The organism is Actinomyces sp. zg328 (assembly GCF_009829635.1).
Taxonomy (GTDB): Bacteria; Actinomycetota; Actinomycetes; order Actinomycetales; family Actinomycetaceae; genus Actinomyces; species Actinomyces marmotae.
In genome coordinates, this window is the sequence record NZ_VWPE01000002.1 from 114,536 (window position 1) to 129,644 (window position 15,109).

Annotated in this window: 12 protein-coding genes and 1 tRNA gene; 7 read left to right on the forward strand and 6 right to left on the reverse strand. The window is 74.2% G+C overall.

Annotation, left to right across the window (positions count from 1 at the left end; translation table 11 throughout):
• Positions 1-46: 46 nt before the first annotated feature.
• A complete protein-coding gene (locus GVV75_RS01810) occupies positions 47-505 on the forward strand; it encodes a tRNA (cytidine(34)-2'-O)-methyltransferase (RefSeq protein WP_159523086.1) in 459 nt (152 codons plus the stop codon).
• Between the two features lie 22 nt (positions 506-527).
• On the opposite strand, the gene GVV75_RS01815 is transcribed toward GVV75_RS01810, so the two are convergent.
• Together GVV75_RS01815 and GVV75_RS01820 are read right to left on the reverse strand one after the other, a co-directional pair.
• Positions 528-1,415: an SDR family oxidoreductase gene (locus GVV75_RS01815; RefSeq protein WP_175994029.1), complete on the reverse strand. Its 888-nt coding sequence runs from the start codon at positions 1,413-1,415 to the stop codon at positions 528-530.
• Positions 1,412-1,987, reverse strand: coding sequence for a YbhB/YbcL family Raf kinase inhibitor-like protein (locus tag GVV75_RS01820; protein ID WP_159523084.1), 576 nt, complete (start codon positions 1,985-1,987; stop codon positions 1,412-1,414). The genes GVV75_RS01815 and GVV75_RS01820 overlap by 4 nt, the downstream gene beginning before the upstream one ends.
• Positions 1,988-2,148: 161 nt before the next feature.
• Here GVV75_RS01820 and GVV75_RS01825 point away from each other — a divergent pair, with 161 nt between their 5' ends.
• Entirely contained in the window at positions 2,149-2,928 is a 780-nt protein-coding gene (locus tag GVV75_RS01825) for a hypothetical protein (RefSeq protein ID WP_159813251.1), read from the forward strand.
• Positions 2,925-4,613, forward strand: coding sequence for a DNA polymerase Y family protein (locus tag GVV75_RS01830; RefSeq protein WP_159813252.1), 1,689 nt, complete (start codon positions 2,925-2,927; stop codon positions 4,611-4,613). The genes GVV75_RS01825 and GVV75_RS01830 overlap by 4 nt, the downstream gene beginning before the upstream one ends.
• Positions 4,614-4,644: 31 nt before the next feature.
• Here the strand turns inward: GVV75_RS01830 and GVV75_RS01835 are convergent, their stop codons facing one another.
• Both GVV75_RS01835 and GVV75_RS01840 read right to left on the reverse strand, forming a co-directional pair.
• On the reverse strand, positions 4,645-5,379 hold the full coding sequence (locus GVV75_RS01835; protein ID WP_159813253.1) for a phosphatase PAP2 family protein: 735 nt from the start codon (positions 5,377-5,379) through the stop codon (positions 4,645-4,647).
• A gap of 101 nt (positions 5,380-5,480) precedes the next feature.
• Entirely contained in the window at positions 5,481-6,962 is a 1,482-nt protein-coding gene (locus tag GVV75_RS01840) for an amino acid permease (protein WP_159813254.1), read from the reverse strand.
• 197 nt (positions 6,963-7,159) lie between these two features.
• Here GVV75_RS01840 and GVV75_RS01845 point away from each other — a divergent pair, with 197 nt between their 5' ends.
• Positions 7,160-10,483, forward strand: a complete 3,324-nt coding sequence (locus tag GVV75_RS01845) for an error-prone DNA polymerase (protein WP_159716737.1) — start codon at positions 7,160-7,162, stop codon at positions 10,481-10,483.
• A 56-nt stretch (positions 10,484-10,539) separates the two neighbouring features.
• On the opposite strand, the gene GVV75_RS01850 is transcribed toward GVV75_RS01845, so the two are convergent.
• On the reverse strand, positions 10,540-11,913 hold the full coding sequence (locus GVV75_RS01850) for an AI-2E family transporter (protein WP_159716739.1): 1,374 nt from the start codon (positions 11,911-11,913) through the stop codon (positions 10,540-10,542).
• Positions 11,914-11,969: 56 nt separating this feature from the next.
• Between GVV75_RS01850 and GVV75_RS01855 the strand changes: the two genes are divergently transcribed.
• Positions 11,970-12,851, forward strand: a complete 882-nt coding sequence (locus GVV75_RS01855; protein ID WP_159813255.1) for a D-hexose-6-phosphate mutarotase — start codon at positions 11,970-11,972, stop codon at positions 12,849-12,851.
• Positions 12,852-12,987: 136 nt separating this feature from the next.
• Positions 12,988-13,075, forward strand: a tRNA-Leu gene (locus GVV75_RS01860).
• 89 nt (positions 13,076-13,164) lie between these two features.
• Here GVV75_RS01860 and GVV75_RS01865 read toward each other — a convergent pair.
• The gene (locus GVV75_RS01865; RefSeq protein WP_159716743.1) at positions 13,165-13,716 is read right to left on the reverse strand and encodes a DUF805 domain-containing protein; all 552 of its coding nucleotides are present in this window, start codon (positions 13,714-13,716) and stop codon (positions 13,165-13,167) included.
• Between the two features lie 203 nt (positions 13,717-13,919).
• Here GVV75_RS01865 and GVV75_RS01870 point away from each other — a divergent pair, with 203 nt between their 5' ends.
• Complete coding sequence (locus GVV75_RS01870; RefSeq protein ID WP_159716745.1) at positions 13,920-15,065, forward strand: GNAT family N-acetyltransferase; 1,146 nt, start codon at positions 13,920-13,922, stop codon at positions 15,063-15,065.
• The last annotated feature ends 44 nt before the right edge of the window (positions 15,066-15,109 follow it).

The window sequence follows — 15,109 nt, forward strand, 5'->3', positions numbered from 1 at the left end:
GCCGTCGTTGGGGCCCACAGGCGCCGCGGGTGGCAGGATGGTCCGCGTGCTGCACGTCATCTTCTTCGAGCCGCGGATCCCCGGGAACACCGGGGCCGCCATCCGGCTGAGCGCCAACACCGGCGCCATGCTCCACCTCATCGACCCCCTGTTCGACATGGATGACGCCAAACTGCGCCGCGCCGGCCTGGACTACCACGACCTGGCCCGCACGCGCGTCCACGAGGACCTGGAGTCCTGCCTCGTCCATGTTCCCGGGAGGATCTACGCCTTCACCGCCCAGGCCGAGCGCCTGCACGCCCAGGTGGACTGGCGGGCCGACGACGCCCTCCTCTTTGGGCCCGAGCCGACCGGCCTGCCCGAGGAGGTCATGGCCCACCCCCGCGTGACCGACCGCGTTCGCATCCCCATGGTCGAGGGCAACCGCTCCCTCAACCTCGCCAACTCCGCGGCCATCGGGCTCTACGAGGCGTGGCGGGTCCTCGGCTTCCCCGGTGGGCGCTGAGCGGGCGGGGCCGCCGCGCGGCTCAGGTGAGCTGGGAGGGACGCACCATGAGGTCCTCCACGGCCGCGCCCTGAGGCATGTCCACGGCCACGCGCACGGCGGAGGCCACCGAGTCCGGCGTCATGTACTCCGCCGGCCGGTACTCCTCGCCGGCTCCGTCCTGGAGGCGCTTCAGCAGCGGGGTGTCCACGCGGCCCGGGTAGATGGTGGTCACCCGCAGGTCCCCGCGCTCCTCCTCCCGCAGGCAGTCGGCCAGGGCGCGCAACCCGTGCTTGGCCGCGCAGTACAGGGCCTGGCCCACGAAGGAGCGGTGCCCCGCGCCGGAGTTGATCATGACCACCAGGCCCTTGCGCACCCGCAGGGCCGGCAGCAGCAGCTTGGTCAGATGCGCGACCGCCACCAGGTCCAGGTCGAGCGCCGAGCGCCACTGGGATGGCTCCAGGTCCTCCACGCGGCCCGGGGCCTCCACCCCCGCCGAGTGGACGAGCACATCGAGTCGGGGTAGCCCCAGGCCCGCCACCGCGCGGGCCAGCGCGTCGTCATCGGTCAGATCCACCGCCACGGCGCGCACCCGGGTGCCCGAGTGCTGGCGCAGGGCGACGGCCAGGTCGTCGAGGTCCGACCCCGTGCGGGCCATGAGGATGAGGTCATGATCCCGGGACAGGTCCCGGGCGATCGCCAGTCCGATCCCCGACGTCGCCCCCGTGACCACGGCGATCGGCCGACGCTGGTGGCGCCCGATCGGCGCCGCCGGGAACGCGCCGGTGACCGCTTCCACGAGTTCGCCGCGCGCCGCGTCCCGGCGGCTGCGGCGCGTGCCCGCCCCCTGCGAAGGGCTGGCCGCGCCCGTGGGGGAGGACGGGCTGGTCGGAGGCGCGGTGATGGGCGGCCCCGCCGCCCGTCGGCTCATGCCGGCCCCTGGAGGAAGGGCGCGGCGCCGGCCTCGCCGGGGAGCGAGTAGACGGCGGTCAGCGTCGCGCGGGCCAGGGCGTGCTGCGCCATTTGGAAGGCCGCCATGGCCGGCGTCGCCTCATCGTCGAGGCCCAGGGTCTCCACGTCCAAGGCGTGCACGGTGAAGACGTAGCGGTGGTCGCCGTCGCCCGCCGGGGGGTAGGGGCCGAAGTAGGCGTGATCGCCCGAGTCGCCCCGCAGGTGGAAGGCGGCGCCGTCGAGGGTCAGGTCCGAGGCCCCCGCCCCCTGCGGCAAGGAGGTCGTGGAGGCGTCGAGATCCACGATGGTCCAGTGCCACCAGCCCGATGGCGTCGGGGCATCGGGATCGAAGCAGGACACTGCGAAGGAGGCGGTGCCCTCAGGGAATCCCGACCACGACAGGGCGGGCGAGATGCTCTCACCCGCGGCGGCGGTGAAACGGTCCGAGATGCGCGCGCCAGCGGCGATGTCCGTCGACTCCAGGGTGAACGTGGGGACGGCGGGAAGCAGGTCATAAGGGAAAGGGGGGCGCGGGCGTCGCAGGTCGGTCATGGATGCCTCCGTTCTCGGTCGAGCCTATGGGGCCCACTCTAGACGTCGGTCCCGCCGTCCTGAAGGCGCCTGACGAGCGGGCTTCATTCCTGTCGCCCCCGCGCGCTACGCTCATGCCGAACTCGAACACGTGTTCGAATGTGCTACGGGGAGGAGGCGCCATGGGCGGGGATGAGAGGCTCTCGCGCCTCCGGGCGGCCAGGAGCGCCCTGGCCAGCGCCGAGGAGCGCGCCGGCCTGCGCTCAGCGCGCCAGCCCCTCGCCCCCCGGGCCCGGGAAGGCCGCATCGGCGATCCCCCTCCCGGCCCCTGGCTCGGCGTGGGCGCCGCCACCAGTGGGGCCGTGGTCCTCACCGGCTCGACCAGTGCCCTCCTCGCCCTCCTCGCCCACCGCCAGGGGGCCCAGGGGTGGTGTGCGGTGGTCGGCGGGGATGACCTCGGCTGGTGCGCCGCCGCCCACCTCGGCCTCGCCCTCGACCGCGTGCTCGCCGTCCCCATCGGCGCGGGGGGTGGCGCAGGGGCCCGCGCGGCGCGGGGGGAGCTCGCCCCCGCCAACATCCTCGCCGTCACCGCCGCCCTGCTCGACGGCGTCGACGCCCTCCTCATCACCGCTCGCCCCGCCTCGCGCCTCCGCGCCCGGGACCGCGCCGCCCTGACCGCCCGCGCCCGGGACCGCGGCGCCCTCATCCTCAGCCCCATCCCCTGGGAGGGCGCTCGCGTCCTGCGCGCCGAGCCCCGCGGCACCCTCGTCCCCCTGCGCGCCAGCGCTCAGGGTGCGCAGGAGATGCCCTCCGGATACCTCGACGCCCTGTCCTGGCGCCTGCGCGACGAGGCCCGAGGATCCCGCCTCGAGCTGCGCCTGGGAGGCCGCGGCATGGAGCGCGAGGGCCCCGCCGCCCCCGCCACGCCCGGCACCCCTACTGCCCGCAGGGGGAGCGCATGAGCCCACCGCCGCCCCCGACTCCCGCCGTCCCGCGACTCCTCGCCGTATGGGTCCCCGACTGGCCTGTCGTCGCCCTCACCCTCCAGGGTCGCGATCAGGCTCGGGCCCGCCGGGGATCCGGGCGGACCCCGCCCGATCCGGCCACCGGGCCCGTCGCCGTCATCGGCGCTCGGGGCGTCATCGCCGCCTCCCCAGCGGCCAGGGCCGCCGGCGTGGGCGTCGGGATGCGCCTGCGCCTGGCCCGATCCCTGTGCCCCGGCCTGGCCGTCATCCCCCCGCACCCCGAGCAGGAGGCTCGCGCCTTTGAGGATGTCATGGAGGCCCTGACCGCCGTCCTCGCCGACCCCTCGGTCATGCGGCCCGGCCTGGCCCTGTCCGGCGCTCGCGGCCCCGCCGCCTGGGCCGGGGGAGAGGAGCCCCTCGCCGAGGCCGTCGTCGAGGCCGTCGCCCAGGGGGCCGGCGTCGAGTGCCAGGTCGGCATCGCCGACTCCCTCCTCGGGGCCGTCCTCGCCGCCAGGCGCGGCATCATCGTCTCCCCCGGCGCCACCGCCGAATTCCTGTCCCCCTGGCCGATGTCCTCCGCCCTGACCGCCGTGTCCTCCCGCGCGGCGGGGCAGGAGGCCAGGGCCGTCATCGAGACGCTCTCGCGCCTGGGCGTCCACCGCCTGGGGGATCTGGCCCGGCTCCCGCGCCGGGATATAGCCGCGCGATTCGGGCTCACCGGGGAGCGCCTCCACCTCCTGGCCAGCGCCGAGGCGCGCGACGCCCCCCGGGCTCCGCGCCCCCGGGCGGGCCTCGGCGTCGAGGAGCGCCCCGATCCGCCCATCGAGCGGGCCGATGCCGCCGCCTTCGCGGCTCGCGCCCTCGCCGAGCGCCTGGCCGCCCGTCTGGCGGGCGCGGGCCTCGGCGCGGGGCGGCTCCTCATCGAGGCCGTCTGCGAGGACGGCTCCGAGCTCACCCGCTCCTGGATGCTCGACTCTTTCCCCGACCCCTCCTGGACCACGGACCGAGTCCGCTGGCAGATCGAGGGCTGGCTGGCTGGCCGCTCCGGCCGCCCGCCCGCCGCGCCCCTGACCCTCCTGCGCCTGACCGCTCTTGAGCCCGTCGTCGCCGGCGCCTACCCGGAGGGGCTGTGGGGAGCCCCGGGCGAGCGGGGGCGGCGCCTCGCCCGCAGGGCCGCCGAGCGCGTCGAGTCCCTCCTCGGGGCCGGTGGGGTGCTGACCCCCCGCCTCGTCCCCGGGCGGGACCCGCGCTCCCGCGCCCGCCTCATCGGCTGGGATGAGCCGCCCGCCGGGCCCTCCTCGCTGGGGCGCCCGGGCGGCGCCGCGCGCGAGGGGGCGCCGCCCTGGGCCGGGATGCTCCCGGAGCCGAGCCCCGCCACCGTCCCCTGCCACCGAGTGCCCGCGATCCTCGCCGATGCCACGGGGGAGGAGATCGGCGTCGACGCCCAGGGGATCCTCGACGGCGCTCCCGCTACCATCCGCATCGGGGAGCCGGGGGGCCCGGCCTCGGAGTGGGACGGGAGCGATGAGGTCCTGGCCTGGGCCGGGCCCTGGGCCATCGACGAGGGCTGGTGGGGGCCCGGCGCCCACCGGCGCGCCTACCTTCAGGTGACCCGCCGCTGCGGCCCTCCCCTGCTCCTGGAGCGCTCCGGGAGGTGGTGGCTCGACGCCGTCTACGACTGACTGTGAGGGGCCGTGACCGGCCGGGGCGGGCCTACGAGCGGGCGCTGGCGCGGCGCGACCGCCGACGGCTGAGCGCGATGACCACGAGCGCCGTGGCGCACGCCCATGCCAGTCCCAGGGCCCAGCCCGCCAGGATCTCCGTGAGGCGGTGGTAGCCGAGGTAGGCGCGGGAGGCGCCCACGGCGGCCGTGACCACCAGGGCCGCCGCCACGGCGCCCGCCCGCGCTGTCCGCGAAGCCGTTGAGATGAGGACGAACCCCGCCAGAAGAGCCATGAGAGCCGCGGTGTTGAGGGAGTGCCCCGAGGGGAAGGCCGTGGTGCGCGGGGGCGGGCCCAGGCGGAACTCGGCGCCCAGGCGCGGGCGGTTGAAGACTCCCTTGAGCGCGAGGGTGAGGATGGACGCGCCGCTCATGGAGGCCACCAGGGTGACCGCCTGCGCCCGCAGCCCCCGCAGGGCCAGCGCGGAAGCGATCGCCGCGGTGAGGAGCGTCAGGCCGATCGTCCCTCCCACGTGGGTGAGGGACCAGGCGAGGGGCGTGAGCGCGGGGGTGCGCAGCGAGGCCGTCCGCCTGGCCGCCCACAGGTCGATGGCCAGGCTCCGGCCGGGGGCGCCCGTGCCGGCGCGCCCGCCTGCGTCGACAGCGAGCGTGGCGACCGCCATGACGGTGAAGACGGCGAGCGCCACCGCCATCGTCCAGGCGAGGGCCCGACTGGACGGCAGGGACCGCGACGTTGGCCCGGGGAGCGCCGGTGATGAGAATCGCACGAGGTCATCCTAGGGGCGCGCTGCGCGGACGCCGTGGGAGCCCACGGGACGCTCGCCGTCCCGGCGGGCTGCTCGGTGTCGCGCGGGGCGCCGCTGCCCCGCTACTCCCGGCCCAGGTCCGCCTGCGCGGGGTCCACGGTGGGGGCGTGGGTGACGATCTTGTGGCCCCACCACAGGGCCAGGAATACCGGGATGCCGATGTAGGGCATGAGGATCTTTCCCAGGGAGTCCCCACTGGTGATCGGCCCGTAGGCCTGCCCGATGATGATGGCGATGCAGGCCAGCAGGGCCACGATGGCGCCCGCGGGGAAGAACCGGGCCCGGTAGGGCAGGTCGGTCAGCGGGCGGCCCTGCGCCTTGAGGGCCATGCGGAAGCGCCAGTGGCACCAGGAGATGCCCGCCCAGGTGATGAAGCCCGCCAGGGCGGACAGGGTGAGCAGGAACTCGTAGGCGGCGCCGTCGCCGACGAGGGAGGTGATGAAGCCCGCCAGGCCCACGAGGGTCGTGGCCACGAGTGCGTTCATCGGCACCTGGTGGGAGGACAGGCGCGTGAGGAAGCGCGGGGCGTGCCCGCGCTCGGCCAGCGCGAAGAGCATCCGGGTGGAGGAGTACAGGCCGGAGGTGCCCGCTGAGAGCACGGAGGTGAGGATAATCGCGTTGATGACCGAGGCGGCCCCCAGGATGCCCGCCCGCTCGAAGACGAGCGTGAAGGGGGACACCGAGATATTGGACTCCGAGGAGTCGAGCAGATTGGGGTCGGTGTAGGGGATGAGGAAGCCGATGACGGCGATCGCCCCGACGTAGAACAGCAGGATGCGCCAGAAGATCGTGCGGATGGCGCGGGGGATGGTGCGCTCGGGGTTCTCCGCCTCGCCCGCGGCCGTCCCGATGAGCTCGGTGCCCTGGAAGGAGTAGCCGGCCACGAGGAGGACGAGGAGGATCCCCTTGCCGCCGCCCACGAAGGGCGCCTCGCCCGTGGTCCAGTTCGCCGTGCCCGGGCTGGGGCCGCCCAGGATCCCGGCGATCATCGCCGTGCCGAGGATGAGGAAGGCGACGACGGCGACCACCTTGATCGAGGCGAAGAGGAACTCGGACTCCCCGTAGGCGCGGGCGCTCAGGGCGTTAATGGTGAACAGGATGGCGAGGAAGAGGGCTGACCAGACCAGGGAGGGGACGTCGGGCAGCCAGTACTTCATCACCAGCGCCGCCGCCACGAGCTCGGCGGCCACGGTGATCGCCCAGTTGAACCAGTAGTTCCAGCCGATCGCGAAGCCGAAGGAGCGGGAGACGAAGCGCGTCCCGTACTCGCCGAAGGAGCCGGCCACCGGTAGGTAGGCGGCCATCTCGCCCAGGGACTGCATGATGAGCCACACCATGATGCCGACGGCGGCGTAGGCCACGAGCGCGCCGCCGGGGCCCGCCTGGGAGATGGTGGCGCCGGAGGCGACGAACAGGCCGGTGCCGATCGCACCACCGATCGAGATCATGGTGAGGTGGCGGCTGAGCAGGCTGCGGCGCAGCTCCTGGGGCTCGCCCCGCTCTCCGTCAGGGGCTGCGGCGCCCGCGGGCTGGGAATCGGTCATGCTGGATCCTGGATCGAGGTGGCGCGGCGCTCAGGGATGAGTCGCCGACATGAGGAATGCGGGCACAGTAACTACCCCGCGGGTGAACGACGGGGATTGTCTCACGTGGCTGCCTCAGGGGCGCCCGAGCGCCGTCCCGACTCGGGCGCGCTATTCTGTACACGTGTTCGAATCCGCTGCTCGGGAGGGGGCCGCCCATGCCGTCCGCGCACCGCTACGCCGAGCTCCACGCCCACTCGGCCTACTCCTTCCTCGACGGCGCAAACGAGCCCGCCGAGCTCCACGCCGCGGCCGCCGAGCTCGGCCTGGAGGCCCTGGCCCTGACCGATCACGACGGCATGCCCGGCATCGTCAAGCACGCCCAGGCCGGGCGGGCCCACGGAGTCCCCACCATCCACGGCGCCGAGCTCACCCTCGATGACGCCTCCCGCCTGCCGATCCTCGCCCGCGACCCCCGCGGGTACCGGCGCCTGGCCGCCGCCATCTCCCATCACAACCTCGCCGCCGGGCGGCGCGAGGAGCCGGCCCATCGCCTCCAGGACCTCGCCGTGGCCCTGGAGGGCGGGGGGATCCTGGCCCTGACCGGCACCGCCAACGGCCCCCTGCGCCGGGCCCTGGGGGACCCGCGCCGCCCCGCCGAGTGGAGCCTGGCGGCGGCTGACGCGGCCCTGGGGCGGCTCGTCGATCTCCTCGGGCCTGACGGCGTCGCCGTGGAGCTCGCGCTCGACGGGTCCTTCACCGACGCGCCGCTGACCGAGGCCCTGGGCTCCCTGGCCCTCGCCCACCGCCTGCCGCTCGTGGCCACCGGCGCCGCGCGCTGCGCCCGCCCGGCCGATTCCCACCTGGCCGATGTGCTCATCGCCACCCGCCTGGCCACCGACCTGGACTCCGCGCGCGGACACCTGCCCGCCGTCGGCCGCCACCTGCGCGGCCCCGATCAGATGGCGCGCCTGCACCGCCGTGATCCGGCCGCCGTCGACGCCGCGGCGGATATCGGGGCGGACCTGGCCTTCGACCTCGCCCTCGTCGTCCCCGACCTGCCCATCCCACCCGTCCCCGAGGGACACACCCCAGCCACCTGGCTCCGCGAGCTCACCCGGCGCGGCGCCCTGGAGCGCTACGGCTCCCCCCGTGAGGAGCCCGAGGCTTGGAGGACCCTGGCCCACGAGCTCGACGTCATCGAGTCCCTCGGCTTCCCCGGCTACTTCCTCATCGTGCGCTCCATCGTCGACTTCTGCGCTGAGGCCGGCATCCTGTGCCAGGGGCGCGGCAGCGCCGCCAACTCGGCCGTCTGCTACGCCCTGGGCATCACGGCCGTGGACGCCGTGCGCCACCGGATGCTCTTCGAGCGCTTCCTGTCCCCGGGGCGCAGGGGGTACCCGGATATCGACCTGGATATCGAGGCCTGCCGCCGCGAGGAGGTCATCCAGCACGTCTACGCCCGCTACGGGCGCGAGCGCGCCGCCCAGGTCGCCAACGTCATCTCCTACCGGCCGCGCTCGGCCGTGCGCGACGCTGCCCGGGCCCTGGGCCACCCCAGTGGGCTCCAGGACCGGTGGGCGGGCCTCATGGACCGCTGGGCCACCGTGCGCGCGGACCTGGCCGAGGGCGCGCCGGGCGGTGGGGGAGGTGCGGGCGACGGCGCCCCGGGAGGCGGTGACGGCATTCCCGACCAGGTCCTCGACGTCGCCGAGTCCCTCCTGCGCCTGCCCCGCCACCTGGGCGTCCATTCCGGCGGCATGGTCCTGGCCGACCGCCCCATCACCGAGGTCTGCCCCGTGCGCTGGGCCGCCATGGAGGGGCGCACCGTCCTGCAGTGGGACAAGGACGACTGCGCCGACGCCGGGCTGGTCAAGTTCGACCTGCTTGGCTTGGGGATGCTCACCGCGCTGCGCCTGGCCTTCACCAGCCTGGCCGCCCGTGGGGAGACCGTGCCCGAGCTCGCGCCCGGGGGAGAGCTGCGCGCGGCGAAGGTCGGCCGCCCCTGGGACCTGCACACCCTGCCCGAGGAGGACCCGGCGGTCTACCGGCTCCTGCGCGCCGCGGACACCGTGGGCGTCTTCCAGGTTGAGTCGCGCGCGCAGATGGCCACCCTGCCGAGGCTGCGCCCCGAGACCTTCTACGACATCGTCGTCGAGGTCGCCCTCATCCGCCCCGGCCCCATCCAGGGCAACGCCGTGAGCCCCTACCTCCGGCGCCGGCTCGGCCGAGAGCCCATCACCTACCTTCACGACTCCCTCAAGCCTGCCCTGGCCAAGACCCTGGGCGTGCCCCTGTTCCAGGAGCAGCTCATGCGGATCGCCATCGACGCCGCCGGCTTCACCCCCGCCGAGGCCGACGCCCTGCGCCAGGCCATGGGCGCCAAGCGCTCGGCCGAGCGCATGGAGGCCCTGCGCGCCCGGCTCGTGGACGGCATGACGCGGCGCGGGGTGGCCCGGGCCGACGCCGAATCGGTCTTCGCCCAGCTCAGGGGCTTCGCGGACTTCGGCTTCCCCGAGTCCCACGCCTTCTCCTTCGCCTACCTCGTCTACGCTTCCGCCTGGCTCAAGGCCCGCCGGCCCGAGGACTTCTACGCCGGCGTCCTGGGCGCCCAGCCCATGGGCTTCTGGTCGCCCGCCACGCTCGTGGCCGACGCCCGCCGCCACGGGGTGCGCGTCCTGCCCGCCGACGTCAATGCCTCGGCGGTCGAGGCCGGGGTGGAGCAGCGCCCCGCGTCGCCGGGCCCCGACTGGGAGCCCCTCACGCCCTCCCCGCACGCCCTGGCGCCCCTTGACGTCCACCCGGACCTGGCCGTGCGCCTCGGGCTGGGCGGCGTCAAAGGCCTGGGCGGAGCCGCTGAGCGGATCGTCGCCGAGCGCGCCGAGAACGGGCCTTTCGCGGACCTGGCGGACCTGGCCCGACGCGTGCGGCTGACGACGGCGAGGCTGGAGTCCCTGGCCGCTGCCGGGGCGCTGCACTCACTCGGAGTGGATCGGCGCGAGGCCCTCTGGGCGGCGGGGGCGGTCTCCGGGGAGATGGGGCGGAGCCGCGCCTCCTCCCCGGGCGGGGCCTGGTCCCAGCCGCCGCTGCCGGGCACCGCCGTCGGCGCGAGCGCACCGGAGCTGACCCCGATGACCCCCGCGGAGGAGGCCGTCGCCGATATCCGGCTCACGGGGGTGTCCTCCTCGCGCTCCCCGATGGCCCTCGCGCGCCCCGCGCTGGCGGCCGACGGTATCCTCACGATCGCCGAGGTGGCGCACCGGGCGGGCCAGCGGGCGCGGGTGGCGGGGGTCGTCACCCACCGGCAGCGCCCCCACACGGCGTCGGGGATGGTCTTCCTCAACCTGGAGGATGAGACCGGTTTGCTCAACGTCGTGTGCTCCGCGGGCATGTGGCGCCGCTACCGGGGGATCGGCCGGCGGGCCGGCGCTCTCGTGGCGCGCGGGATGGTGGAGGCCGACGACGGCGCGGTGGCCCTCATCGCCGAGCGACTGGAGGCCCTGGGCGGGATTGTGGCGCCGTCGAGCCGCGACTGGGCCTGAACCGGGCCTGCATCCAGGGCCCGAGGGCGATCGGGATGGGCGGGGCTCGGGCGCCCTCAGGGCTTCGCGCGGATCTCTGAGTAGGCGGGCAGTTCCCCAATGACCGGCGCGTCCTTGACGTGGAGCTCGGAGTAGACCGACCAGGCGACGCTGATGAGGGGGACGGCGATGACCGCGCCGAGCAGGCCCGCGGAGTAGGTGCCCACCGCCACGCCGATGATGACGACCACCGGGTGCAGTGAGACCTGCTTGCCCATGATGAGGGGCTGGAGGATGTGCCCCTCGATCTGGCCGATGCCCGCCACGCCGAGGCACACGATGATCATCGTGAGGAAGCCCTTGGAGGCCAGGGCCACGATCATGGCCACGACCATGGCCACCGGCGCGCCGAGCAGCGGGATGAAGGCGCCGATGAACACGAGCACGCCCAGGGGGGCGGCCAGGGGGATCCCGATGAGCTGCAGGAAGATCCCCGCCATGATGCCGTCGGTGGCGGCCACGAGCACGGTGCCCCGGGCGTAGCCGGCGAAGGTGTACCAGCCGGCGCCGGCCGCGCGGTGGACGGGCTCGCGCAGGTGGGCGGGCAACTCGTTGAGGAACCAGCGCCACATGCGGCCCCCGGAGGCCAGGAAGAAGATCGTGCAGAACAGGGCCAGGGCGAGCACAGCGAAAACGTCGACGACGGCGCCCGCGTTGGCCAGGGCCTCGGAGACGAGGGTCGGCGCGTTGGTGCGCAGGTACTCCTGGCCCTTGACGACGAGGCTGTGCACCTGGGCGAAGATCTGGTCCTCGGTCAGGTGCAGGGGCAGGGGGCCGTGCTCGAGGAAGTTGACGATCGTGTCGATGCCGGTGTTGAACTGGTCGGCGAGGCTGCCCCACTGGTCCGTCACCGAGGTGATGACGTAGAACATGAGGCCGGCGACGACGCCGATGGCCACCCCGAGCGCGAGGAAGGTTGCCGCGTAGCGGGGCATGACGCGGGCGAAGAAGGTCACGAGGGGCTGTAGGAGGGTGGTGAACACGAGGGCGATGAACAGCCCGACGACCACCGGGACGAGTTTGAAGGTCGCGAAGAAGACGAGGCTGATGATGATGAGGAGCCCCAGCCCCAGCCAGGCCGCGATCCCACCGCGCACGAGCCAATGGGGCAGGGCGTCCAGGACGGTGGGCCTGGAGGCCACGACGACGGTGGGCGGGGTGGCCGGATCCGCGGCGGCGGTCCTCTCGGCGCCCACCGCCCCCTGGGCCCCCTCCTCTCGCGCGGCCCCGCCGGCCGGCGCGCGCCCGTGATCGGCGGGATCGTGGGGCTGCGCGGTCATCGGCGCCGTGGTGCCCGCCGCGCCGGGGATGGTGGTGGCGCCGGGGGCGCCCGCGGCGTCGTCGGGGGCGTCTGGCGCGCCGTGGGGCGCTGGGTCTCGGGGACTCGTCATGATCCTCGCGTCTCGCTCTCACTGACGGTTCCCGGCCAGCCTACTAGCGTGGAACCATGAGTCCCTCACGCCGTGCCGGTTCCCGACCGCCATTCCGCCTGCCGCGCGTCGCGGCCCTGACCCCGGGCAGGGGCGGCCAGCCCCGCCTGCTCATCGACGCGCCCTCGGGGGCCGCCGAGATCTACCTCCATGGAGCGCACCTGACCTCCTGGATCCCCCGGGGTGGCGGTGAGGTCCTGTTCACCTCCCGCCAGGCCGTCTTCGACGGGCGGACCGCCATCCGGGGCGGCGTGCCCCTGTGCCTCCCCTGGTTCGCCTCCGGGCCCGACGGCGTGCGGAGGCCCTCCCACGGATGGGCCCGGATCATGGAATGGGAGCCGCGCTGCGTCGAGAGCCGGCCCGACGGCGCCGTGCGGGTCCTCATGGCCCTGAAGCATGATGGGCTGAGCCTCCTCTACGAGATCAGCGTGGGGGAGGAGCTGGGGCTGTCCCTGTCGATCAGCAACCGGGGTCCGGCGCCCCGGAGCGTGGAGGCGGCGCTGCACACCTACCTGCGGGTCGGCGACGTGACCGCCGTGCGGATCGTCGGGCTGGAGGGGCGCGAGTACGTGGACAAGGTGGCCGGGGGCGCCACCTCGGTGCAGGCCGGCCCCCTGGGCGTGCGCGGCCCCGTGGACAGGATCTACGAGTCCGGCGCGCCGACGATGGTCTTCGACCCGGCGCTCGGCCGCCGCGCGCGGGTCTCGCCCACGGGGTCGGAACAGACCGTCATCTGGAACCCGTGGAGCAGTGGCGCCGCCGCGCTGGCGGATATGGCCGAGGAGGAGTTCCCGACGATGGTGTGCGTCGAGACCGCCCGGCTGGGCCGTTCCGCGGCCCTGCTCGGGCCGGGGGAGACCATGGCCATGGGGGCCAGGATCGCCGTCGAGAGCCTGTGAGGAGCGGGGTGAGCCCGGGCGCCGCGGCGCTGTGAGATGAAGCACCGCGGGGTGATTTGCGCGCGAGCGCTCCTCCTGGGTAACTTTCTCTGCGTTGCCGGCGCGGGATGCCCGAGCGGGCGGCGCAACTGAATAGGTCCGAGTGGCGGAATTGGTAGACGCGCTAGCTTGAGGTGCTAGTGCCTTATTAAACGGGCGTGGGGGTTCAAGTCCCCCCTCGGACACGGCGAGGGCGGGCCCCAGGAGTGATCCTGGGGCCCGCCCTCATTTTCTGCTCCCGGTTGTTTTGCTTCCGGTTGCTCCCGGACGGGGCTCAGGCCCACTTGGGCCGGAACAACTCCGGCCTCGATGACGACAACAGCAGGACGAGCAGCCAGATCGGCCCGGCGATGGGCACGAAACTGATGAACCACCATCCGCCGGACTTGCCGACGTCGTGGAGGCGGCGGACCTGGACCGCGATGGAGGGGATGATGAGAGCCAGGTTGAAGATCGCAATGGCGATGAGGCAGGGGGTCGCGATGGCGACCGCCCAATCGGCCACATCGGGCTTGTCATAGACCGTCTTGGCGGGGATCTCGCCGACCCTGAGCGAGACGACGGCGATCGTCAGCAGGCCGACGGAGACCAGGAGGCGGAACAGCAAGGGCCACACCAGCTCCGAGACCGAGGCGGTTCCCCGGAACTGGGCGTAGCGGCGGAAGAAGCGGCGCAGGGCCTCGCCGAAGGAGGCCCCGGGGAGGGCGGCGAGCTCAGCGGGGAGCATGGGCGTCTGGGGCGCCCCAGGAGCGGGGGCGCCCATGGGGTCGCCGGGCTGGGCATAGGGAACCTGAGGAGGCTGGATGCTCCCATGGGAAACGGACAAGATGACTCCTGTTGGTGAAAGACAAGGACTTACGGCCTGCGATGATGTTGGCTCATCGCCAGAACCGCCGCACATCGTAACGGATTCGTATCGCCCTTGACGTAGACCTCGATCCGCGCCGCGCAGGGCGGTCGCCCCCGTGCCGGGCTCCGCGGCTGCCGTTCCGGCCAGGGGGCGGCGGGCCGCCTGATTAGGATCGGGGCATGCAGCCCTTCGAGATCACCGTCCCAGCCGAGGCGGGCCGCCCGGGCCTCCTCCTGTCCGCGCCTACGATGGACGACGCCGAGCGGGTCCACGAGATCTGCCAGGACCCCGAGATCCACCGCTGGACGCTCGCCCCCTCGCCCTATTCCCTCGACGACGCCAGGCGCTACCTCGCCGACGTTGTCGCCCCCGGCTGGGAGACGGGGAGCGAGCTCACCTGGGCCATTCGCGAGCGGCGCGGCGCGGGTGGGGATGGCGCGGACGGGAGGCTCGTGGGGATGATCGGGCTGCGCCTCGACTCCTCCGGCAGGGGCGATCTCGGCTTCTGGGTGGCGCCCGAGGCCCGCGGCAGGGGGGTGGCCACTCGGGCGGCGGGCGCCGTCGTCGATGCCGCCCTCGATCCCGGCGCCCTGGCCCTTCCCGCCGTGTCCTGGAGCTGCTGGATCGAGGACGGCGTGCCCAACTGGCCGTCGTGGCGGATCGCCTGGTCCCTCGGCTTCACCCGCGAGGGGCTGCGGCGCGCGGCCCTCGTGCGCGATGGGCGCCGCCTCGACGAGTGGACGGCCACGCTCCTGGCCGGGGAGCCCCGGCGCCCCGTGGCCCCCTGGGACGGGCCGGCGGTGCCCGCTCAGGCCCCGCTCGTCGCTCATGACGGCGTCGGCGAGCGCGAGGGCGACGACCCTGAGGCGCTCGTGCGGCGGTTCCACCGCGTCTACGGGCTGCCCATCCGCGACGATGGGCCGAGCCTGGACCGCGAGAGCCTGGACATGCGGATGAGCCTGATCGCCGAGGAGTTCGCCGAGCTGACCGGCGCCGTTTACGGCCGGGCCGCCAGGGCTGAGATCGAGGCCGCCTGTGCCCGGGCGCGCGCGGCCGACGACGGCTCCCGGGACCTCGTCGAGACGGCGGACGCTCTGGCGGACCTCGTCTACGTCATCTATGGGATGGCCCTGGAGACCGGCATCGACCTGGCCGCCGTGCTGGCCGAGGTGCAGCGCTCCAACATGTCCAAGCTGGGCGAGGACGGGCGCCCGATCTACCGTGAGGACGGCAAGGTCCTCAAGGGCCCGGGCTACTTTCCGCCGGATGTGGCCCGAGTGCTGCGCGAGCCGCGCGGGATCGACCGGGCCCACGGGCAGCGGTAAGGGCCCGGGACTCGCCGTGCGGGGGCGGCCGGTATTGGGAAGCG

What these genes read in the sequence shown, in the direction of transcription:
- GVV75_RS01830 (WP_159813252.1), top strand. Translation starts at nt 2,925, where the DNA reads ATGAGCCCACCGCCGCCCCCGACTCCCGCCGTCCCGCGACTCCTCGCC.
- GVV75_RS01850 (WP_159716739.1), bottom strand. Translation starts at nt 11,913, where the DNA reads ATGACGAGTCCCCGAGACCCAGCGCCCCACGGCGCGCCAGACGCCCCC.
- GVV75_RS01840 (WP_159813254.1), bottom strand. Translation starts at nt 6,962, where the DNA reads ATGACCGATTCCCAGCCCGCGGGCGCCGCAGCCCCTGACGGAGAGCGG.
- GVV75_RS01855 (WP_159813255.1), top strand. Translation starts at nt 11,970, where the DNA reads ATGAGTCCCTCACGCCGTGCCGGTTCCCGACCGCCATTCCGCCTGCCG.
- GVV75_RS01815 (WP_175994029.1), bottom strand. Translation starts at nt 1,415, where the DNA reads ATGAGCCGACGGGCGGCGGGGCCGCCCATCACCGCGCCTCCGACCAGC.
- GVV75_RS01820 (WP_159523084.1), bottom strand. Translation starts at nt 1,987, where the DNA reads ATGACCGACCTGCGACGCCCGCGCCCCCCTTTCCCTTATGACCTGCTT.
- GVV75_RS01825 (WP_159813251.1), top strand. Translation starts at nt 2,149, where the DNA reads ATGGGCGGGGATGAGAGGCTCTCGCGCCTCCGGGCGGCCAGGAGCGCC.
- GVV75_RS01870 (WP_159716745.1), top strand. Translation starts at nt 13,920, where the DNA reads ATGCAGCCCTTCGAGATCACCGTCCCAGCCGAGGCGGGCCGCCCGGGC.
- GVV75_RS01845 (WP_159716737.1), top strand. Translation starts at nt 7,160, where the DNA reads ATGCCGTCCGCGCACCGCTACGCCGAGCTCCACGCCCACTCGGCCTAC.